The sequence below is a fragment of the Nonomuraea sp. NPDC005692 genome (genome assembly GCF_040631115.1).
Taxonomy (GTDB): Bacteria; Actinomycetota; Actinomycetes; order Streptosporangiales; family Streptosporangiaceae; genus Nonomuraea.
On sequence record NZ_JBEXYU010000001.1, the window covers coordinates 545,717 to 563,483 of the forward strand.

At 72.4% G+C, this 17,767-nt stretch carries 22 protein-coding genes; 10 read left to right on the plus strand and 12 right to left on the minus strand.

The window, feature by feature from the left end; translation table 11 throughout:
• Window positions 1-161: 161 nt before the first annotated feature.
• Window positions 162-1,259 carry a ribosome small subunit-dependent GTPase A gene (gene rsgA, locus ABZ459_RS02595; RefSeq protein ID WP_357964864.1) on the minus strand — a complete coding sequence of 366 codons (1,098 nt, stop codon included), beginning with the start codon at window positions 1,257-1,259 and terminating at the stop codon, window positions 162-164.
• A 343-nt stretch (window positions 1,260-1,602) separates the two neighbouring features.
• On the opposite strand from rsgA, the gene ABZ459_RS02600 reads away from it, so the two are divergent.
• Both ABZ459_RS02600 and ABZ459_RS02605 read left to right on the plus strand, forming a co-directional pair.
• Window positions 1,603-2,091: a sigma-70 family RNA polymerase sigma factor gene (locus ABZ459_RS02600; RefSeq protein ID WP_357965856.1), complete on the plus strand. Its 489-nt coding sequence runs from the start codon at window positions 1,603-1,605 to the stop codon at window positions 2,089-2,091.
• The gene (locus ABZ459_RS02605) at window positions 2,088-2,810 is read left to right on the plus strand and encodes a zf-HC2 domain-containing protein (protein ID WP_357964867.1); all 723 of its coding nucleotides are present in this window, start codon (window positions 2,088-2,090) and stop codon (window positions 2,808-2,810) included. The genes ABZ459_RS02600 and ABZ459_RS02605 overlap by 4 nt, the downstream gene beginning before the upstream one ends.
• A gap of 46 nt (window positions 2,811-2,856) precedes the next feature.
• On the opposite strand, the gene ABZ459_RS02610 is transcribed toward ABZ459_RS02605, so the two are convergent.
• A complete protein-coding gene (locus ABZ459_RS02610) occupies window positions 2,857-3,189 on the minus strand; it encodes a helix-turn-helix domain-containing protein (RefSeq protein ID WP_357964869.1) in 333 nt (110 codons plus the stop codon).
• An 87-nt stretch (window positions 3,190-3,276) separates the two neighbouring features.
• On the opposite strand from ABZ459_RS02610, the gene ABZ459_RS02615 reads away from it, so the two are divergent.
• A complete protein-coding gene (locus tag ABZ459_RS02615) occupies window positions 3,277-4,275 on the plus strand; it encodes a zinc-dependent alcohol dehydrogenase family protein (RefSeq protein ID WP_357964871.1) in 999 nt (332 codons plus the stop codon).
• A gap of 55 nt (window positions 4,276-4,330) precedes the next feature.
• On the opposite strand, the gene glyA is transcribed toward ABZ459_RS02615, so the two are convergent.
• The 4 genes from glyA to ABZ459_RS02635 form a co-directional block, all read right to left on the minus strand.
• Window positions 4,331-5,584 (minus strand): serine hydroxymethyltransferase, encoded by a 1,254-nt coding sequence (glyA, locus tag ABZ459_RS02620; RefSeq protein WP_357964874.1) that lies wholly within the window; start codon window positions 5,582-5,584, stop codon window positions 4,331-4,333.
• Window positions 5,585-5,732: 148 nt separating this feature from the next.
• Window positions 5,733-6,665 carry a YihY/virulence factor BrkB family protein gene (locus ABZ459_RS02625; protein ID WP_357964876.1) on the minus strand — a complete coding sequence of 311 codons (933 nt, stop codon included), beginning with the start codon at window positions 6,663-6,665 and terminating at the stop codon, window positions 5,733-5,735.
• A 58-nt stretch (window positions 6,666-6,723) separates the two neighbouring features.
• Window positions 6,724-7,098, minus strand: coding sequence for a YccF domain-containing protein (locus tag ABZ459_RS02630; protein ID WP_357964879.1), 375 nt, complete (start codon window positions 7,096-7,098; stop codon window positions 6,724-6,726).
• Window positions 7,099-7,152: 54 nt separating this feature from the next.
• Window positions 7,153-7,917 carry a TIGR03084 family metal-binding protein gene (locus ABZ459_RS02635; protein WP_357965858.1) on the minus strand — a complete coding sequence of 255 codons (765 nt, stop codon included), beginning with the start codon at window positions 7,915-7,917 and terminating at the stop codon, window positions 7,153-7,155.
• Window positions 7,918-7,972: 55 nt separating this feature from the next.
• Here ABZ459_RS02635 and ABZ459_RS02640 point away from each other — a divergent pair, with 55 nt between their 5' ends.
• The 6 genes from ABZ459_RS02640 (at window position 7,973) to ABZ459_RS02665 (ending at window position 11,655) form a co-directional block, all read left to right on the plus strand.
• Window positions 7,973-8,098: a hypothetical protein gene (locus ABZ459_RS02640; protein ID WP_352328175.1), complete on the plus strand. Its 126-nt coding sequence runs from the start codon at window positions 7,973-7,975 to the stop codon at window positions 8,096-8,098.
• A 67-nt stretch (window positions 8,099-8,165) separates the two neighbouring features.
• A complete protein-coding gene (locus tag ABZ459_RS02645) occupies window positions 8,166-8,249 on the plus strand; it encodes a putative leader peptide (protein ID WP_311132608.1) in 84 nt (27 codons plus the stop codon).
• Between the two features lie 103 nt (window positions 8,250-8,352).
• A complete protein-coding gene (locus ABZ459_RS02650) occupies window positions 8,353-10,026 on the plus strand; it encodes a nitrite/sulfite reductase (RefSeq protein ID WP_357964881.1) in 1,674 nt (557 codons plus the stop codon).
• Complete coding sequence (locus tag ABZ459_RS02655; protein ID WP_103955276.1) at window positions 10,023-10,166, plus strand: Insertion element protein; 144 nt, start codon at window positions 10,023-10,025, stop codon at window positions 10,164-10,166. Before ABZ459_RS02650 ends, ABZ459_RS02655 begins: the two co-directional genes overlap by 4 nt.
• Window positions 10,163-10,891, plus strand: coding sequence for a phosphoadenylyl-sulfate reductase (locus ABZ459_RS02660; protein WP_357964884.1), 729 nt, complete (start codon window positions 10,163-10,165; stop codon window positions 10,889-10,891). Before ABZ459_RS02655 ends, ABZ459_RS02660 begins: the two co-directional genes overlap by 4 nt.
• On the plus strand, window positions 10,873-11,655 hold the full coding sequence (locus tag ABZ459_RS02665; RefSeq protein ID WP_357964886.1) for a sirohydrochlorin chelatase: 783 nt from the start codon (window positions 10,873-10,875) through the stop codon (window positions 11,653-11,655). Before ABZ459_RS02660 ends, ABZ459_RS02665 begins: the two co-directional genes overlap by 19 nt.
• 4 nt (window positions 11,656-11,659) lie before the next feature.
• Here the strand turns inward: ABZ459_RS02665 and ABZ459_RS02670 are convergent, their stop codons facing one another.
• From ABZ459_RS02670 to ABZ459_RS02680, 3 genes are all read right to left on the minus strand, one after another.
• Entirely contained in the window at window positions 11,660-12,349 is a 690-nt protein-coding gene (locus tag ABZ459_RS02670) for a hypothetical protein (RefSeq protein ID WP_357964888.1), read from the minus strand.
• A 3-nt stretch (window positions 12,350-12,352) separates the two neighbouring features.
• On the minus strand, window positions 12,353-12,853 hold the full coding sequence (locus tag ABZ459_RS02675; RefSeq protein ID WP_357964890.1) for a SigE family RNA polymerase sigma factor: 501 nt from the start codon (window positions 12,851-12,853) through the stop codon (window positions 12,353-12,355).
• Window positions 12,854-12,924: 71 nt separating this feature from the next.
• Entirely contained in the window at window positions 12,925-13,677 is a 753-nt protein-coding gene (locus ABZ459_RS02680) for a DUF1707 domain-containing protein (RefSeq protein WP_357964893.1), read from the minus strand.
• A gap of 234 nt (window positions 13,678-13,911) precedes the next feature.
• Between ABZ459_RS02680 and ABZ459_RS02685 the strand changes: the two genes are divergently transcribed.
• Window positions 13,912-15,258 (plus strand): ankyrin repeat domain-containing protein, encoded by a 1,347-nt coding sequence (locus ABZ459_RS02685; protein ID WP_357964896.1) that lies wholly within the window; start codon window positions 13,912-13,914, stop codon window positions 15,256-15,258.
• 87 nt (window positions 15,259-15,345) lie between these two features.
• Here ABZ459_RS02685 and ABZ459_RS02690 read toward each other — a convergent pair whose 3' ends face one another.
• From ABZ459_RS02690 to ABZ459_RS02700, 3 genes are all read right to left on the minus strand, one after another.
• On the minus strand, window positions 15,346-16,116 hold the full coding sequence (locus ABZ459_RS02690) for a SigB/SigF/SigG family RNA polymerase sigma factor (protein WP_357964898.1): 771 nt from the start codon (window positions 16,114-16,116) through the stop codon (window positions 15,346-15,348).
• A gap of 174 nt (window positions 16,117-16,290) precedes the next feature.
• Window positions 16,291-17,181 (minus strand): maleylpyruvate isomerase family mycothiol-dependent enzyme, encoded by an 891-nt coding sequence (locus ABZ459_RS02695; RefSeq protein ID WP_357964900.1) that lies wholly within the window; start codon window positions 17,179-17,181, stop codon window positions 16,291-16,293.
• Window positions 17,181-17,738: a sigma-70 family RNA polymerase sigma factor gene (locus ABZ459_RS02700; protein ID WP_357964903.1), complete on the minus strand. Its 558-nt coding sequence runs from the start codon at window positions 17,736-17,738 to the stop codon at window positions 17,181-17,183. Before ABZ459_RS02700 ends, ABZ459_RS02695 begins: the two co-directional genes overlap by 1 nt.
• Window positions 17,739-17,767: the final 29 nt, after the last annotated feature.

Consider the following 17,767-nt stretch of genomic DNA (forward strand, 5'->3'; position numbering starts at 1 on the left):
TGTGCATACCCGCACAACCCCCTCTACTCGCCTCCCTCCTGCACCAGGCAGGAGGAAGGGAAGAGAAGCCCGGTCCCGCCGAACAGGGTCCGGGCCCGCCGGACGCGGCCGGGGCCCGGCGAGGCCGGGCGGTCAGGGACCGGCAGGACGGTCGGCGACGGTCAGGGGCGGTTGCGGCTGGTGCGGCGCATCTCCTTGTGGATGATCTTCCACTTGTTCTGCTGCTCCTTGCGCAGCCGCGCATCCGTGCGGGACGCCATCCAGGCGGCCTCGCGTTGCAGCTTGCGCCAGCTCTGCAGCCGGCGTTCGGGCAGCTCGCCGTTCTCCATGGCGTCCAGGACGGCGCATCCCGGCTCGCTCACGTGCCCGCAGTCGGCGAAGCGGCACCGCTCGGCCAGTTGCTCGATGTCGGCGAAGACGAGGTCGACGCCCTCGCCGATGTCGTAGAGCCCGATCCGGCGGATGCCGGGGGTGTCGATGATCAGGCCGCCGCCGGGCAGCGGGATCAGCTCCCGGTGGACGGTCGTGTGCCGCCCGCGCCCGTCGGCCGCGCGTACCTGCTGGGTGTCCATCACGCCCGCCTCGGCCAGCGCGTTGACCAGGGTGGACTTGCCCGCGCCGGAAGGCCCGAGCACGACCGCCGTACGGGAGCCGTGCAGGTAGCTCGCGGCCAGCGAGACCCCCTCCCCCAGCAGCGAGGAGACGGCGTGCACGTCGACGCCCGGCGCGGCGGCGCGCACGTCGGCCATCAGCTCTTCGAGGCCCGCCTCGAACAGGTCGGACTTGGTCACCAGCACGACGGGCGTGCCGCCGGACTCCCAGGCCAGGGCCACCAGGCGCTCGATGCGGCCGAGGTCGGCGAAGTCGGTCGAGTGCATGGACGGCTCGGCCACGAAGACGACGTCGACGTTGGCCGCGAGCACCTGGCCCTGGCCGTCGCCGGACAGGCCGCCGGTCGAGTGGCGGCTCACGCCGCCCCGGATGAACGCGGTGGTCCTGGAGAGCACCTGGTCGAGCTCGTACCGGCCTTCGGGCAGCCATCTGAGTGCGACCCAGTCGCCGACGCACGGCAGGGCCACCGGGTCGTCGGCGGAGGAACGGCGCACGCGGGCGCCGTAGCGGACGTGGTGCTGGCCGTCGGCGGCGATCACCTCGGCGGCGCCGCGGTCGACGCGGGCCACCCGCGCCGGGACGGTGTCAGCAGGAAGCTCGGTGGCGCGCAGATCGGTCCAGCCGAGCAGGGAAAGATCGTAAGACAAGACGGTGAAACCTTTGATCGAGAAGGAAACGGGCAGCTCAGGCGAGGGCCCGGAGGTAGACGGACGACAGGCGGAACAGAACGACCCGCATAGCCCTCACCTCCTCGATCGGTTGCAAATGCGACTCTAACCACCCTGTCCCGGCAGATGCAATCGGATTATGTTCGGCGATCCGTTGAACCCCGCCAGGGCGGCCGAGCGTACTCCCTCCCGACGGACGCGAGAAAGGGGAATGATGCGGATCAGCACGTATCCCCCGCCCTCGGCCGAGGGGACGGCCCCGGTGGGCAGGCCGCGCCTACGCCACCTGATCCGGCGGGTGCGACCGGACGACGAGGTGGTCGTGTCCGCGCTCTACCGGGAGTACCACCGGCCGTTGCTGGCCTTCGTGGTACGGCTGACGGCGGGCGACCGGCAATGGGCGGAAGACGTGGTGCAGGAGACGATGATCCGGGCCTGGCGCAGCGCCGAGCGGCTGGACCCCGACTCGGTCTCGCTCATGCCCTGGCTCGCCACGGTGGCCAGGCGCATCGTGATCGACGACCGGCGGCGCAGGGAGGCGCGCCCACCGGAATCGGGCGACGGGGCGCTGGACACCGTGCCGGTGCCGGACGAGCTGGAGGGGTTGCTGCGCCAGGTGGTCGTGTCGGAGGCGCTGAAGGCGTTGTCACCGGCGCATCGCGAGATCCTGAACGAGACGATCCTGCGGGACCGGTCGGTCAACGACGCCGCCGCGGCGCTCGGCATCCCGGTGGGCACCGTGAAGTCGCGGATCTACTACGCGGTCCGCGCGCTGCGGGTCGCGCTGGAGGAGCGGGGGGTGACGGCGTGACCGCGGGAGTCGAGCACACCGACGTGGGCGCCTACGCCCTCGGCCTGCTGGAGGAGGACGACCGGCTGGCCTTCGAGTCCCACCTGCGCACCTGCCCCTCCTGCCGCTTCGAGCTGTCGGACCTCGCAGGGGTCGCCGGCGTGCTGCACGGCATCGGCCCGCTGGCGACCGCCGACCCTCCTCCCCGTGAGGGGCAGGCCGGCGTGGTCGACCTGCTCCGCCGCAAGAAGGCGGCCGACCGGCGGGCCCGCAGAGGGACGTTCCTGCTCGGGATGGCGGCGGCGGTCGCGCTGGCGACCGGCGGGCTGACCGTCGGCACGCAGCTCACCGGCGGCGGCGACCCGCCGCAGGCGATGGCGGGACGCGCCGACCACATGGGCCCGGCCGAGCAGTTCTACGCCGACGGCACGCCGATCGCGGGCAAGGGCGTCGGCGGGGTGTCGGGCGGGCTGGTGGTGGAGTCGAAGGGCTGGGGCACGCACGCGGCGCTCAAGCTGTCGGGGGTGAAGGGGCCGCTGGAGTGCGAGCTGGTGTCGGTGGGCAAGTCGGGCGAGCGGCGGGTGATGACCGGGTGGTCGGTGCCGGCGCCGGGTTACGGCGTGCCGGGCTCGCCGGCCCCGCTCTACATGCACGGCGGCAGCGCGACGCCGCTGGCGGAGATCGACCGCTTCGAGGTGGTCACCAGGACGGGCACGACCCTGCTCACCGTCAGGACCTGAGGTCGCGAACCCCGCGTGAGGCCCTTCCGCCGCCGGCGGGAGGGCCTCACGGCGTTCGGCGGGACGCGCGGTCGGCGGTGACGACGGCGTCGAGCAGGCCGGGGAACGCCTGGTCGAACTCGGCCCTGCGCAGGGTGTTCAGGCGGGAGGTGCCGGCGTAGTGCTGCCGGATGAGGCCGGCCTCGCGCAGCACCCGGAAGTGGTGGGTGGCGGTGGACTTGCTCACCGAGATGTCGAACCCGCCGCAGCTGATGTCGCCGGCGGCGGCGTCGAGCTGGGTGACGATGCTGCGCCGGACCGGGTCGACGAGGGCTTCGAGAACCCGCTGCAGGGTGACTTCGCGCAGGTCGGGGTGGTCCGGGGTGCGGTCGGCGTCCATGGGTCCATAGTACGACATTCATCGAAGTTTGACGGCAATCGTACTTTAGCGGTTGAATGGCGGCCTCTGACGCGGAAGGACGATGTGATGACCAGGACGGTGCTGTTCCACGAGCTCGGCGGCCCCGAGGTGCTGGAGCTGGCGGACGTGGCGGCCGGCGAGCCGGGGCCGGGCGAGGTGCGCATCCGGGTGGACGCGATCGGCCTGAACCGGGCCGAGGCGCTGTTCCGCAGCGGCCATTACATCGAGCCCGTCCGGCGTTTCCCCGCCCGGCTGGGCACCGAGGCCGCCGGGGTGGTCGAGGCGGTGGGCGAGGGCGTCACCGGGTTGCGGGCCGGCCAGCCGGTGAGCACGGTGCCGGCGTTCTCGCAGAACGACTACGGCGTGTACGCCGGGCGGGCGGTCGTGCCGGCGGCGGCGGTGCTGCCCCGCCCCGAGGGGGTGGACCCGGTGGCGGGCGCGGCCGTGTGGATGCCGTACGTGACGGCCTACGGCGCGCTGGTGGAGGTGGGCGGGATGCGTCCCGGGGACACGGTGGTGCTGAACGCCGCCTCCAGCAGCGTGGGCCTGGCCGCCATCCGGGTCGCCGACCGGATGGGCGCCACGCCGATCGCACTCACCCGCACCGCGGCCAAGAAGGAGGCCCTGCTCAAGGAGGGCGCCGCCGAGGTGATCGTCACCGAGGAGGAGGACGTGACCGAGCGGGTGCTGGCGGCCACGGGCGGGCGCGGCGCCGAGTTCGTCTTCGACGCCGTGGCCGGGCCGGGCGTGACGGACCTGGCCAGGGTGGTCGCCCCCGAGGGGCTGCTGCTGGTGTACGGCGCGCTGAGCGGCGAGCCGACGCCGTATCCGGGGATCGACCTCGGCATGCCGGCGCTCAACATGCGGACGTACACGATGCACGAGACGACGCGGGTGCCCGAACGGCTGCGGCGGGCGGCGGCGTTCGTGGCGTCGGGGCTGCGCTCGGGGGCGTTCCGGGCGGTGGTGGACCGCACGTTCGACCTGGAGGAGATCGTGCAGGCCCACCGGCACCTGGAGTCGAACGCGCAGTTCGGCAAGATCGTGGTGACGGTGCGGCACTGACCGTCCGGCCGCCCGCCGCGAGGGGCGGGACGGGCCGGACGGGCGGGCCGCGGGATCAGGACAGGCCGGGGGCGGGGAACTGGGCGGTCAGCTCGCTGACCTCGTGGTGGACGCGGGTGATGACGTCCTCGGCGTCGCCCTTGGCCAGGGCCGTGACGACCTCGTCCATCCAGGCGCCGATCTGCCGCATCTCGGCCTCGCCCATGCCGCGCGAGGTGACCGACGGGGTGCCGATGCGGATGCCCGACGGGTCGAACGGCTTGCGGGTGTCGAACGGCACCGCGTTGTAGTTGGTCTCCAGGCCGGCCCGGTCGAGCGCCTGGGCGGCGGGCTTGCCGCCGATGCCCTTGGGCGTCAGGTCGAGCAGGATCAGGTGGTTGTCGGTGCCGCCGGAGACCAGGTCGAAGCCCCGGCTGGACAGCTCGTCGGCCAGGGCCTTGGCGTTGGCGACGACCTGGTGGGCGTAGTCGCGGAAGGACGGCTGGGCGGCCTCGTGCAGCGCGACGGCGATGGCGGCGGTGGTGTGGTTGTGCGGGCCGCCCTGGAGGCCGGGGAAGACGGCCTTGTTGAGCGCCGTGGCGTGCTCGTCGCTGGTGGCCATGAGCATGGCGCCGCGCGGGCCGCGCAGCGTCTTGTGGGTGGTCGTGGAGATCACGTCGGCGTGACCCACCGGGGACGGGTGGGCGCCGCCCGCGACCAAGCCGGCGATGTGCGCAATGTCGGCCGCGAGCACGGCGCCGACCTCGCGGGCGATGGAGGCGAAGCCCTCGAAGTCGATCGTGCGCGGGATCGCGGTGCCGCCGCAGAAGATCAGCTTCGGCCGGTGCTCCAGGGCCAGCTCGCGGACCTCGTCGAGGTCGACGCGGCCGGTGTCGCGGCGCACGCCGTACCGGACCGGGTTGAACCACTTGCCGGTGGCCGAGACCGACCAGCCGTGGGTCAGGTGGCCGCCGAACGGCAGGCCCATGCCGAGCACGGTGTCGCCGGGCTGCAGGAAGGCCAGGTAGACGGCCAGGTTGGCGGGCGAGCCCGAGTACGGCTGGACGTTGGCGTGGTTGACGCCGAACACGGCCTTGGCCCGGTCGATCGCCAGCGTCTCGATCTGGTCGATGACCTGCTGGCCCTCGTAGTAGCGCTTGCCCGCGTAGCCCTCGGAGTACTTGTTGGTCAGCACCGTGCCGGTCGCCTCGAGCACGGCCTTGGACACGTAGTTCTCGGACGCGATCAGCTTGACGGTGTCGGCCTGGCGGCGCTCCTCCGCCTTGATGAGCTCGGCGAGCTGCGGGTCGGCGCTAGCAAGAGAACTCATGACTCCCCTGTCATCATTGACAATTGGCGAAGACCCAGGCGCTCGGCCTCCGCTCCCGGTTGATTCGCTCCCTGGTGGTCGATCCCACCGAATGCGCCAGTCGCGTCGCCCTAGACGATAGCGGATGCGCAACCGGCCGCTCGTCCCGCTACTTGGTCCGGCTCACACCCGGCCAGAGCCGGTCGACCTCGGCGTTGAGGATGGCTCCGATGAGCACGGCCAGGGCGGTGATGTACAACCACAGCAGCAGCGCGATCGGGGCGGCCAGGGAGCCGTAGACGGACACGGGCGAGAACCAGGCCGCCAGCACCGCCCGCAGCACGGCGGCGCACACGATCCACAGGAACAGGGCCAGGATCGCGCCGGGCAGCTCCCGGTACCACTTCGTCCGCACCGGCACGCTGACGTGGTAGAGCACGGTGAGGAACAACACCGAGCCGCTGATCACGACGGGCCAGTAGAGGATGTCGATGAGGATGCCGTACTCGCCGGGGAGCGCGTCCTTGAGCAGGGTGGGGCCGATGACCAGGATCGGCATGACGATGATGCCGATGATCAGGCCGACGACGTAGAGGCCGAAGGACATCAGCCGGGTGCGGATGATGCCGCGCTCCTCCCCCAGCCCGTACGCGACCGAGATGAGGTCGACGTAGACGTAGAGCGCCCGCGAGCCCGACCACAGCGACAGCAGGAAGCCCAGCGAGATGATGGACACCTTGTTGGCGTCGTCCCTGAGCACGTCGGTGATGAGCGGGTTGATCACCTTCTTGACGGCGTCGTCGGTGAACAGCAGCCCGGCCTGCTCGATCACCCAGCTCTTGACCTCGTTGACGACGCCGCCGCCGAGCCAGGTGCCGAGCTTGCCCAGCACGCCGATCAGGCCCAGCACGAACGGCGGCAGCGACAGCAGCGCGAAGAACGCGGCCTCGCCGGCCAGGCCGGTGACCCGGTAGTTGACACCGGCGTTCGTGGCCGCGCGCACGATCGCCCACGCATTGGTGTCGAGCACCCAGTTCAGCCTGGCCCGGGCGTTCGAGGCGAGCCGCCTCCTGGACCGGGAAGGCGCATTGGTGGACGTCATGGCACCCAACGGTATTTCGCAGTGACTCTCCGGGACAGCTTACGTCCCGGCTCCTGCCCTAGTCGTTGTCCACGATGCGCGCGCCCAGCGGGAGGAGGGAGACGGGGATCAGCTTGAGGTTCGCGATGCCCAGGGGGATGCCGATGATGGAGATGAACAGCGGGATCGAGGTGACGACGTGCCCGATCGCCAGCCAGATGCCCGCGACCACGCACCAGATGATGTTGCCGATGAGGGAGAAGACGCCGGCGTCGGGATCGCGCACGACCGTACGGCCGAACGGCCACAGAGCGTAGGCGGCGATCCTGAACGAGGCGATGCCGAACGGGATGGTGACGATGAGGATGCAGCAGATGATCCCGGCCACGGCGTAGCCGATCGCCAGCCAGATCCCGGCGAACACGAGCCAGATGACGTTCAGAATGGTCCGCATGCTCACAGCATGTCACCGGCCGTGCCGCCGACGTCATCCGGTACGACCCTGAACTTACCCTGACCGGGGCGGCCGCCCCGGCCCCGGCGGCCCCGCGAAGGCCTGGGCGATCTCCAGCCAGGCGCGGGCGGGCTCGCCGGCCGGCTCCAGGGCCGTGTCCGACAGGTGCACGCGCTGGGTGACGAGCAGGCAGAAGTCGAGCATCGGGCCGCGCACGGCGGCGGGCGCGTCCGCCGGGCCGGCGGTCCACAGGTCGCCGCCTGGGGTCGTGAGCTCGACGCGCACCGGCCCGGTCGGCTCGGGCAGGCCGCGGGCGGCGAAGCTGTAGGGCCGGGCGCGGACGCCGAGCAGGGCCACGTGCCGCAGCCGTTCGGTGGGCTCCCTGGCGACGCCGAGCGCGTCGGCCACGTCCTGGCCGTGGGCCCAGGTCTCCATCAGGCGCGCGGTGACGAAGGACGCGCCCGACATCGCCGGCCCGAACCACGGCACCCGCACGCGCGCGCCGAGCGTTCCGAACGCCGCCAGCGACCGGTCACGGGACGTGCGGAACCAGGCGTGCAGCTCGCCCGATGGCAGGCCGCGCGCGGCCTCGGCGAGGTCGTCCACCGAGCCGGCCCGCGCGGCCAGGGCCCGGAAGCCGTCCGGATCGGTGACCGACACCACGGCGGCGTCGTCGAACCAGGCCAGGTGGCTCACCTGGTCGCGCACGGCCCAGCCCGCGGCGGGCGTGGGCGTCTCCCAGTCGGCGGGGCGCAGCGGCGCCAGCAGCGCCTCCAGGGAATCGGTCTCGGCCCGGAGGTCGGCCAGCAGTCCGGCCATGAGGTCCACGCGCGCCAGCCTAACCCGAACAACGTTCTGGGAGAATAATCGAGACGTGATCTGCGAGAGCTGCAAGGACAAGCGTCACGACGACTGCCGCGGCGGCTCCTGGTGCGACTGCCAGCACCAGAGCGAGGAGCGGCCGCAGGAGTCGCCGCTCGACTGGCCGCGCCAGGGTTAGGGGCCCGCGGAGTCCAGACTCTGGACCCCATCTTGGACATCCGGGATCTCCGGAGTATCTTCAAGGTATGCCAGCGGACCCCATGCTCGTCGGTCGACGCCACGTCGACCTTCAGCGTGTCCGCAGTGCCATCTGTTGCGACGCCCGCTAACTCATCTTCTCCACCGCAGAGCGCGTCGCACCCACCTGAACCCCTGCACTCGACGACGAGGCAGGAGGAACGCTGCGCGCGCCCACAAAACGAAGGACGCGCAATGAGCACCCCTGCCAGCCGGCACCACAAGCGCCCGCGCGGCGAGGGCCAATGGGCCCTCGGTTACCGGGAACCGCTGAACAAGAACGAAGAGAACAAGAAGAACGACGACGGGCTCAACGTCCGCCAGCGCATCATCGACGTCTACGCCAAGCGCGGCTTCGACTCGATCGACCCCGCCGACCTGCGCGGGCGGATGCGCTGGTACGGCCTCTACACCCAGCGCAAGCCCGGCATCGACGGCGGCAAGACCGCGGTCCTGGAGCCGGAGGAGCTCGACGACCGCTACTTCATGCTCCGCGTGCGCATCGACGGCGGCCAGCTCGACCTGCGCCAGCTCCGCACGATCGCCGACATCGCCAACGAGTACGCGCGCGGCACGGCCGACCTCACCGACCGGCAGAACATCCAGCTCCACTGGATCGAGATCGAGTCGGTGCCCGACATCTGGGAGCGCCTGGAGGCCGTGGGCCTGTCCACCACCGAGGCGTGCGGCGACACCCCGCGGGTGATCCTGGGCTGCCCGCTGGCCGGCATCGACGCCGAGGAGGTGCTGGACGCCACCGACGACATCCACGCGATCAACCGGCAGTTCATCGGCAACCCCGAGTACTCCAACCTGCCGCGCAAGTTCAAGAGCGCGCTGAGCGGCTGCCCGGCCCACTGCACCGTGCACGAGATCAACGACGTCGCCTTCGTCGGCGTCGTCAACGAGCACGGCGAGGCGGGCTACGACCTGTGGGTCGGCGGCGGCCTGTCCACCAACCCGATGCTGGCCAAGCGCCTCGGCGTCTTCGTCAGCCCCGACCGCGTCGACGACGTGTACGCGGGCGTGATCGGCATCTTCCGCGACTACGGCTACCGGCGGCTGCGGCACAGGGCCCGGCTGAAGTTCCTGGTCAACGACTGGGGCGTGGAGAAGTTCCGCGAGGTGCTGGAGACCGAGTACGTCAAGGAGAGCCTGCCCGACGGCCCGGCGCCCACCCTGCCGCGCGGCAGCCGCCGCGACCACGTGGGCGTCTACCCGCAGAAGGACGGCAACTTCTACGTGGGCTTCGCGCCCAAGGTGGGCCGCCTCGACGGCGACAAGCTCAACGCGATCGCCGACATCGCCGAGCGGCACGGCTCCGGCCGGGTGCGCACCACCGTCGAGCAGAAGATGGTCGTCCTCGACGTCGCGCCGGACCGGGTGGAGTCCATCGTGGCCGAGCTGGAGGCCAACGACCTGCAGGTCAACCCCTCCACGTTCCGCCGCCAGACGATGGCCTGCACCGGCATCGAGTACTGCAAGCTCGCCATCGTCGAGACCAAGGCCACCGCCGCGCACCTGATCGACGAGCTGGAGCGGCGGCTGCCCGACTTCGAGCAGCCGCTCACCATCAACGTCAACGGCTGCCCCAACTCCTGCGCCCGCATCCAGGTCGCCGACATCGGCCTGAAGGGCCAGCTCGTCGTGGACGAGAACGGCGACCAGGTCGAGGGCTACCAGATCCACCTGGGCGGCTCGCTCGGCGTCGACTCCGGCTTCGGCCGCAAGGTGCGCGGCCTGAAGACCACCGCCAAGGCCCTGCCCGACTACGTCGAGCGCGTGGTGAGCAACTACGACGCCCAGAAGAAGGAAGGCGAGTCCTTCGCCGACTGGGTGCAGCGCGCGGACGAGGCGGACCTGAAATGACCACGCGAGCGGTCCCCTTCCACTGCCCGTACTGCGGCGACGAGGACCTGGAGCCCTACGAGGGGGACGGCGGCTGGTACTGCCGCGCCTGCGCCCGCGCCTTCAAGCTGAAGTTTCTCGGAATCGGAGTGAAGATATGACGCTCGTCGACATCGAGGTGGGTCTGCGAGATCAGCGTGGCACGCTCGATCTGCAGGACATCGTCGAGTCCGCCGCCACGTTCCTTGAGGGCGCCCCGGCCCGGGAGATCATCCGGTGGGCCGCGGCGACGTTCGGCGACCGGTTGTGCCTGACGTCCTCCATGAGCGACGCCTTGCTCATCGACCTGGTGAGCCGCGTCAAACCGGGCGTGGACGTGCTGTTCATCGACACCGGCTACCATTTCGCCGAGACGATCGGCACCCGTGACGCGGTGCGGCAGGTCTATGACGTCAACGTGATCGACATCAAGCCGTCCAGGACGGTCCAGGAGCAGGATCGCGACCTCGGGCCGCGCCTGTTCGGCCGCAACCCCGACCTGTGCTGCTACCTGCGCAAGGTCGAGCCGCTCAACCGGGCGCTGGAGCCGTACCTGGCGTGGATCTCCGGCATCCGCCGGGACGAGTCCTCCAGCCGTACGAGCACCAGGGTCGTCGAGTGGGACGCCAAGCGCCAGATGGTGAAGGTCAACCCGATCGCCGCCTGGACGCAGGAGGACGTCGACAACTACATCGCCGACAACGGCGTGCTGATCAACCCGTTGCACTACGACAACTACCCCTCGATCGGCTGCGTGCCGTGCACGCGCCAGGTCGCCGAGGGCGAGGACCCGCGCAGCGGCCGCTGGGCGGGGCTGGGGAAGGTCGAATGCGGCATTCACCTGTGATCCCCGGCAGGGGCCGCGTCCCGTTGGCAGGTGGGCCGGCCCCCGGGCGCGTGCCACTGGTGGCGGTGGCGCACGGGTCGCGCGACCCGCGTGCCGCCGCCACCGTGGCCGCGCTGCTGGACCGCGTGCGCCTGGCGCGTCCCGACGTGCCGGTGCGGGTGGCCTACCTCGACCACTGCGCGCCCACGCTGGGGCAGGCGCTCGACGGGCTGGGCGAAGCCGTGGTGCTGCCGCTGCTGCTCACCGAGGCCTACCACAGCCGCGTCGACCTGCCGGCCGCGCTCAACGAGGCCCGCGCGCGCGATCCGCGCCTGCGGGTCCGCTACGGCACGACGCTCGGCCCCCACCCGCTGCTGCTGCCGGCGCTGGAGCGGCGGCTGGCGGAGGCGGGCGTGCCGGCCGGTGATCCGGAGACGGCGGTCGTGCTGGTCTCGGCCGGGTCGAGCGACGCCAGGGCCAACGAGGTGATCGCCGGGATGGCCCGCGGCTGGCGGCGCGCCGGCTGGTGGACGGTGACCGCGGCCTACGCCTCGGCCGCCGGCCCGACGCCCGGGGAGGCCGTCGCGCGGCTCAGGGCGGCGGGCGCCCCCCGCGTGGCCGTCGCCCCCTACCTGCTGGCTCCCGGCTTCTTCGCCGACCGCATCCGCCGGGTCACCGCCCCGGCCGTCTGCGCCGACGTGCTCGGCCCGGCGCCCGAGCTGGTGGACGTGCTGCTCGAACGGTACGACGCGGCCCTGCGCGAGCGCCTGCCCGTGGCCGGTTGAGCGCTCAGCACTGGGCTTTGATCTCACCGGTCTTCGGGTCGACCTTGACCACGTCGGTACGGCACGACCGGGTGCGGGCGTCGGCCAGGATCAGCCGCCAGTCGGCGGGATAGGTGGCGGTCCAGGCCAGCAGCTCGTCGGCGCGCTCGCCCGTCATCGTGCCGGTGCCCGCGTCCGAGAGCTTCACCATGGCGGCGCTCAGCTCGTTCAGGCCGGCGCGGGCCATGCCCTCGCCGAACCAGCCGGGCGGCTGCCTCACCGTGGGACCGCACGGGCCGGCGGCGACCAGGTCCCCGTTGAGCCAGATGAGGCCGTACCCGCCGGGCGGGCAGGTGAGGGCGAAGGACACCTTCCCGGCCTTCGACTCGAAGGTGAACGTCTCCCGCCTGCCCCCCTTGGTGTAGCCGTGGAAGAGCGGTGGCGTGGGCTGGGCGCGCGTCGGCGCGGGCTGGGCCAGGGCGCCGGCCCACACGTCCCCGGCGGCGGGGGCGGGCGCGGGAACCGGCCGGGCGTCCACGGTGAGCACCGTGACGGCCGTGACCGTCAGGGCCGCCGCCGCCACCGAGGCCGCCGCCCGGCCCCGGCGCCGCCGGATGCGGCGGACGCGGGCGTCCACGTCGGCCAGCCGCACCCCGCCCGGGGGCGCGCCGGCGGTGTCGTCGTCGAGCAGGTCGCGCAGTCGCTGTTCTGTCATGGTTCAGCTCCCCGTCTCCGCCGCGGCCCTGGCCGCGGGGTCGAGCCGCAGCTTGGCCAGCGCGCGGCTGGCCTGGCTGCGTACGGTGGACACCGAACAGCCCACGATCTCGGCTATGGCCTCGTCGGGCAGGTCCTCGAAGTACCGCAGCACGACCACGGCCCGCTGCTTGGCCGGGAGCGCGGCCAGGGCGGCCCTGAGCGCGTCCCGGGTGCCGAGCCCGGCCGTGTCGTCCCGGTCCTGGGGGCGGTCCGGGAGCTCGCCCGTGGCCACCTCGCCCCGCCAGCGCCGCCGCCACCAGGAGGCGTGCGTGTTGGTGAGGATGCGGTAGACGTAGGGGTCGGGGTTCGCGCCCACCCGCCGCCAGGCCAGCCAGGCCCTGGCCAGCGCGGTCTGCGTCAGGTCTTCCGCCGTGGCCCAGTCGCGGCACAGCAGGTACGCCGTCCTGAGCAGGCGGGCCGAGCGCTGCTCGACGTAGCGCTCGAAGTCGGCACGATCCCGCATCGAGGGGTCCTCACTGTCCGGTGATGTTCACCGATCACTACGCCGAAGCCCCCCGCCCGCGTTGCACGGCCTCAGTAACCCCGGGAGTCGCGGCGGCGGTCGCGGCGGTCGCGCTCCAGGGCACGGTGCTCGTCGCGGATCTGCCGGCCGACCTCGCGGGCGTCGTCGCGCATCTGGCGGCCGATCTCGCGCCAGTCGTCGCCGTGCAGCGCCCGCCAGTGCTCCCGCCAGGCGGCCAGGCCGCGCTTGAGCGGCTGGGCGCGGGAGTCGCCGAGCACCTTGACGTCGCCCATCACGGCGTAGGCGCGCACCCGGATGACCGGCACGTTCATGCCGGGGGCGGCCTCCAGCACGTCGACCTTCTTGTCGCCCATCACGGCGACGCCGTCGAGGTCGACGTTCACGCCGTCGGGCACGATGATCTTGACGTCGCCCATCACGGACACCGCCGTGACGTCGACCACGTCCGTGCGCACCTCGGCCTCGCGCAGGTCGAGCAGCACGTCGCCCATGACGGCGACGGCGCCGAGCTCCTGGTCGATGCGCCAGGTGCCGCGCCGCTTGGTGTCGCCCATGATGCCGACGAACCAGCGCCGCTTGCCGCCCTCGCGGGCCGGGGCGGGCGTGGGGGCGGGCCCCGCGCCCACGGGCAGGTCCTGGGTGAGCAGGGCGAGCTCGGCGTGCGTGGTCGCGGTGTAGGCGGCCTCGGTACGGTCGGTCAGCTCGGCGAGCGTGAGCCGGCCCTCGACGGAGGCGACACGGAGCTGTTCCACGACGGCCTCGCGCTCGGCGTCCGACGCGCGCACCTCACCCGGATCTGTCATAGACGCAACATATCGCGTCTTGGCCGGGTTGGGGCTCCTCCCCTGGGAGGAACATCCGTACACCCTTGGATGGGTCCCGCCGCCCGCCCTGCCGCCCGCCCCTGCCGCCCGCCCCTGCCGCCCGCCCCTGCCGCCCGCCCCTGCCGCCCACACTGCCGCCCACACTGCCGCCCAGCCCGCCGCCCGTCAGCGTGCTCCGGCGACCGCGGGCTGCGAAGACGCTAGGGTCCTGTCATGCATGAGGAACAGCTCTATCGCGCGGCGTTGAACGGCGAGACCGAGACCGTGGGCAAGCTGCTCACCGGCGGCGCCGACCCCAACAAGGCCAGCGAGGGCGAGGAGGCCGGGCTGCCGCTCTGCGCGGCCGCCGCCTGGGACCGCGTCGAGGTCGCCGAGGCGCTGCTGGCGGCCGGGGCCGACGTCAACGGCCGCGAGGCCGGCGGCTGGACGGCGTTGCTGTGGGCCGCCGCCAACGGCCACGCCGCGACCGCGGGCGTGCTGATCGAGGCCGGGGCCGAGGTCGACGCGGCCAACGACGACGGCGACACGCCGCTCACGCTGGCGGCCAGGCGCGGGGCGCTGGGCGTGGTCCAGACGTTGCTGGAGGCGGGCGCCGACCACGAGAAGTTCGACGGCGACGGCGACAGCCCGCTCGACATCGCGGCCGACTGGGTGGGCGTGCACCTGGAGTCCGCGCTGCTCGACCAGATCGCCCAGGAGGGCTGGGAGTACGTCGTCGGCCGCCAGTACGCCAAGGACGGCACCGAGCTGGTCACCGTGGCCGGCCGCTCCCCCGACGGCTCGCAGACCGAGCAGGTGCAGGCCCAGCGGGGCCACGCCGCCGTGGCGACCGTCCTGGAGGACGCGGCGGGCGTCTACACGCCGGTCGACCAGCTCGTCGCCAGGGCCGTCGCCCACCGCGACGTCGACGAGGACGCCGAGACCTGGTGGATCGTGGCCGACTCGCTCGGCCGGCGGGCCGACGACGAGACGTACGAGGCCCTGGCCCGGCTGTGCGTGAGCGAGGACGCACGCGAGCGGGAGTTCGGGGTCGATGCGATCGCCCAGTTCGGGTTCGCCGACGGCGAGAAGCCCTACCTCGACCGCACGCTCGCGCTGCTGCAGAAGATGGTGACCACCGAGGGCAACCCGCAGGTGCTGCGCTCGGTGCTGGCCGCGCTCGGGCACCAGGGCGACCCGCGCGCGCTGCCCGCCGTGCTCGACATCGTCGGCCGGCCGGGCCACAAGCGCACGATGACGGACGCCATCGCGCTGGCCGACGTCCTGCCCGACGACCACGAGGAGGGCCTGTCGCTGCTCATCGAGATGTCCCGGGACGAGGAGGCCGAGATCCGCGACTGGGCCACGGCCGGGCTGGCCGGGCTGTCGGCGGACACGCCCCGCATCCGGGAGGCGCTGGCCGACCGGCTGGGCGACGCCGACCTGCGCACGGTGGCCGAGGCGGCGCGGGGGCTCGCGGCGCGCGGCGACGAGCGGGCCGAGCAGGGCGTCCGGCGGGTGCTGGAGGAGAGCGACGACGACTACGCCAGAGACCTCGTCACGGGGATCGGCGCGGAGTGACCCTGTCGCCCCCGGCGGCCGCCCGCTGGGCGGGGCCGCCGGGGGCGCGGGTCCTGGCCCTGGAACAGGGGCCGCCCGCCCACCCGGTCAGTCCGACAGGGCGGTGCGGAGCTGGTTCAGCACGGCGCGCAGGATGCGGGAGACGTGCATCTGCGAGATGCCGAACTCGGCGGCGATCTCCGACTGGGTCATGTTGCCGTAGAAGCGCATCAGCAGGATGTTGCGCTCCCGCGAGGGCAGGGCGTCGATGAGCGGCTTGACGGAGTACTTGCCGAGCAGCGTGTCCAGCGACTCGTCCTGCGAGGGCAGGAAGTCGCCGAGGTCGGCGCCGTCGTTGTCGCCGCCGACGGGGGCGTCCAGCGACAGGGCGCTGTAGGCGGTCGAGGCGTCCAGGGTGAGCAGGACGTCCTCCTCGGTGATGTTCATGTGCGCGGCGAGCTCGGAGACGGTGGGCGAGTGGCCGAGCGTCTGGGTGAGGTCGGCCGTGGCCTTGTTGAGCTCCAGCCGGCGCTCCTGGTAGACGCGCGGCACCTTGACGGCCCAGGTGCGGTCGCGGAAGTGCCGCTTGACCTCGCCGACCATCGTGATCATGGCGTAGCCGCGGAACTCGTGGCCCAGCTCGGGGTCGAAGCCGTTGATCGCCTTCATCAGGCCGACGTAGGCGGCCTGGCGCAGGTCCTCCATCGGCTCGCGCTGGTGGCGGTAGCGACGGGTGACCTCGGTGACGAGGGAGTCGTACATGGTGACGACGCGCTCACGGATGCGGGCCTTGTTCTCGTCCGAGACTTCCGGCCTGTTCATCTCAGCCAGAAGCTGTTCGGCGGTCATTTCGTCGAGTGCGATATCCAGGACGGCCATCTGAGTAGCTCCATATGCCCGAAGGCGGCCCTGTCCATGGAAAAAGCCCAGGCAGAGGCACGCCACGTTTGAACGTGAGTTGAAGCCCTCTGCTGGACTTCGAATCAAAGGATTCCCTATGGATCCCGATTTATCACCCTATATTAGGTCACGAATCGATCACAGCTTACCCGCTCACGGTCCCGACAGGGCGGGAGCCGTGGTCAGGACGTCGCGGGCCAGCGCGAGGTCGCCCGTCAGCTCGGCGGGAAAGGCGTCCGGCTCGCCCCTGCCGCCCAGCAGGAAGCAGAACGCGACCACGTCCGCCGTCAGGTGGGCGTCCGGCGTGCCCGGGGCGGTGTCGGTGACGCCGAGCGGGATGCGCCAGTCGCCGCCGCCCGCGCCGGTGAGGGTGAGCCGGAGGGTGCGGCCGGAGCCGTCCAGGCCGGACAGGAGCATCGTCCAGGGCAGCAGGCGGGCGCACAGGTCGGCCGTGGGGCGGATGTGCTCGGGCACCGGGTCGGGCAGGCGCACCCCGGCCGTCGTGGCGGCGTCGGCGGCGTGCACCCACGTCTCCAGGCTCCTGGCCAGGACGTGGTCGCGCACGACCGTCTCCATGCCGTCCACCGTGGCCGGCGTGGCCGGGTCGAGCCCGCCCAGGTGGCGGCAGAGGGCGTCGGCCTGGGCCCGCCAGTCGCGTCTGGTCTGCTCGGGGCTGCGGGCCCGCTCGTACGCCTGCACGTCCGCCGTGCGGCCGGTCGCGTCCCGGGCGGCCATCGGCGGGCCGAGGACGGGCGCGCCGACGGAGGCGGCCAGCAGGCCGTCCTTGGCGGCCAGGTGGGCCACGAGCTCCTGGAGCGTCCAGCCCTCGACGATGACGCGCGCCCAGTCGTCGTCCACGGCCGAGGCCAGCAGCGCGTCCATGGCGGCGACGCGGCCGGCGTACGGCAGCGCCCAGTCGGCGGTCGGCGCCGCGGGGCGGCGGCGGGCCCTGGCCCCGGCCAGGAGCTGCGGGCGCAGGGAACGGACCGGCACCACCGGGTCCTCCATCAACGCGTCCAGAAACAGGCGCTCGACAGGATCCATCACACTTCTTCCTCCGCCAGCGCGTCGGCCAGGCGCCGCAGCGCCAGCCGGATGCGCGACTTGGCCGTGCCCTCGGGCACGCCCAGTTCCTCGCTCACCTGCCGGTACGTCCGGCCGCCGAAGTAGGCCAGCTCCACCGGCCGGCGCAGCCCCTCGGGCAACGACGTCACCGCCTGCCGCACGCGCTCGGCCTCCTCGGCGGCGAGCACGGCCTCCTCCAGCCGCGCGGGCTCGCGCTCGAACAGCCTCGGCCCGAGCGCGGAGACCCGGCGGCGCTCCTCGGCGCGTACGTGGTCGACCGCGCGGCGGTGGGCGATCGTGGCCAGCCAGGCGCGCAGCGTGCCGCGCCCTGGGTCGTAGGCCAGCGGGCGCTCCCAGAACACCAGGAAGACCTCCTGCGTGATGTCCTCGGCGATCACGCGGTCCCTGGTGACCCGTAAGGAGAGCCCGAAGATCAGCGCGGACAGCCGATCGTAGACCTCCCCCAGCGCCGACTCGTCGCCGCCGACCACCCGCTGGTGCAGCAGGCGGTCGTCGTACGGTGCCTCCACTGGCACCACACTCCCGTGGTCCGGACCAAGGCGGG

Bases quoted from the DNA above. Each gene is read 5' to 3' on its own strand.
- ABZ459_RS02650 (WP_357964881.1), top strand. From the start codon at position 8,353: ATGAGCACCCCTGCCAGCCGGCACCACAAGCGCCCGCGCGGCGAGGGC.
- ABZ459_RS02690 (WP_357964898.1), bottom strand. From the start codon at position 16,116: ATGGCCGTCCTGGATATCGCACTCGACGAAATGACCGCCGAACAGCTT.
- ABZ459_RS02655 (WP_103955276.1), top strand. From the start codon at position 10,023: ATGACCACGCGAGCGGTCCCCTTCCACTGCCCGTACTGCGGCGACGAG.
- ABZ459_RS02630 (WP_357964879.1), bottom strand. From the start codon at position 7,098: ATGCGGACCATTCTGAACGTCATCTGGCTCGTGTTCGCCGGGATCTGG.
- ABZ459_RS02695 (WP_357964900.1), bottom strand. From the start codon at position 17,181: ATGGATCCTGTCGAGCGCCTGTTTCTGGACGCGTTGATGGAGGACCCG.
- ABZ459_RS02665 (WP_357964886.1), top strand. From the start codon at position 10,873: ATGCGGCATTCACCTGTGATCCCCGGCAGGGGCCGCGTCCCGTTGGCA.
- ABZ459_RS02625 (WP_357964876.1), bottom strand. From the start codon at position 6,665: ATGACGTCCACCAATGCGCCTTCCCGGTCCAGGAGGCGGCTCGCCTCG.
- ABZ459_RS02610 (WP_357964869.1), bottom strand. From the start codon at position 3,189: ATGGACGCCGACCGCACCCCGGACCACCCCGACCTGCGCGAAGTCACC.
- ABZ459_RS02660 (WP_357964884.1), top strand. From the start codon at position 10,163: ATGACGCTCGTCGACATCGAGGTGGGTCTGCGAGATCAGCGTGGCACG.
- ABZ459_RS02635 (WP_357965858.1), bottom strand. From the start codon at position 7,917: ATGGCCGGACTGCTGGCCGACCTCCGGGCCGAGACCGATTCCCTGGAG.
- ABZ459_RS02645 (WP_311132608.1), top strand. From the start codon at position 8,166: ATGCCAGCGGACCCCATGCTCGTCGGTCGACGCCACGTCGACCTTCAG.
- ABZ459_RS02680 (WP_357964893.1), bottom strand. From the start codon at position 13,677: ATGACAGATCCGGGTGAGGTGCGCGCGTCGGACGCCGAGCGCGAGGCC.
- ABZ459_RS02670 (WP_357964888.1), bottom strand. From the start codon at position 12,349: ATGACAGAACAGCGACTGCGCGACCTGCTCGACGACGACACCGCCGGC.
- glyA (WP_357964874.1), bottom strand. From the start codon at position 5,584: ATGAGTTCTCTTGCTAGCGCCGACCCGCAGCTCGCCGAGCTCATCAAG.
- ABZ459_RS02675 (WP_357964890.1), bottom strand. From the start codon at position 12,853: ATGCGGGATCGTGCCGACTTCGAGCGCTACGTCGAGCAGCGCTCGGCC.
- ABZ459_RS02685 (WP_357964896.1), top strand. From the start codon at position 13,912: ATGCATGAGGAACAGCTCTATCGCGCGGCGTTGAACGGCGAGACCGAG.
- ABZ459_RS02615 (WP_357964871.1), top strand. From the start codon at position 3,277: ATGACCAGGACGGTGCTGTTCCACGAGCTCGGCGGCCCCGAGGTGCTG.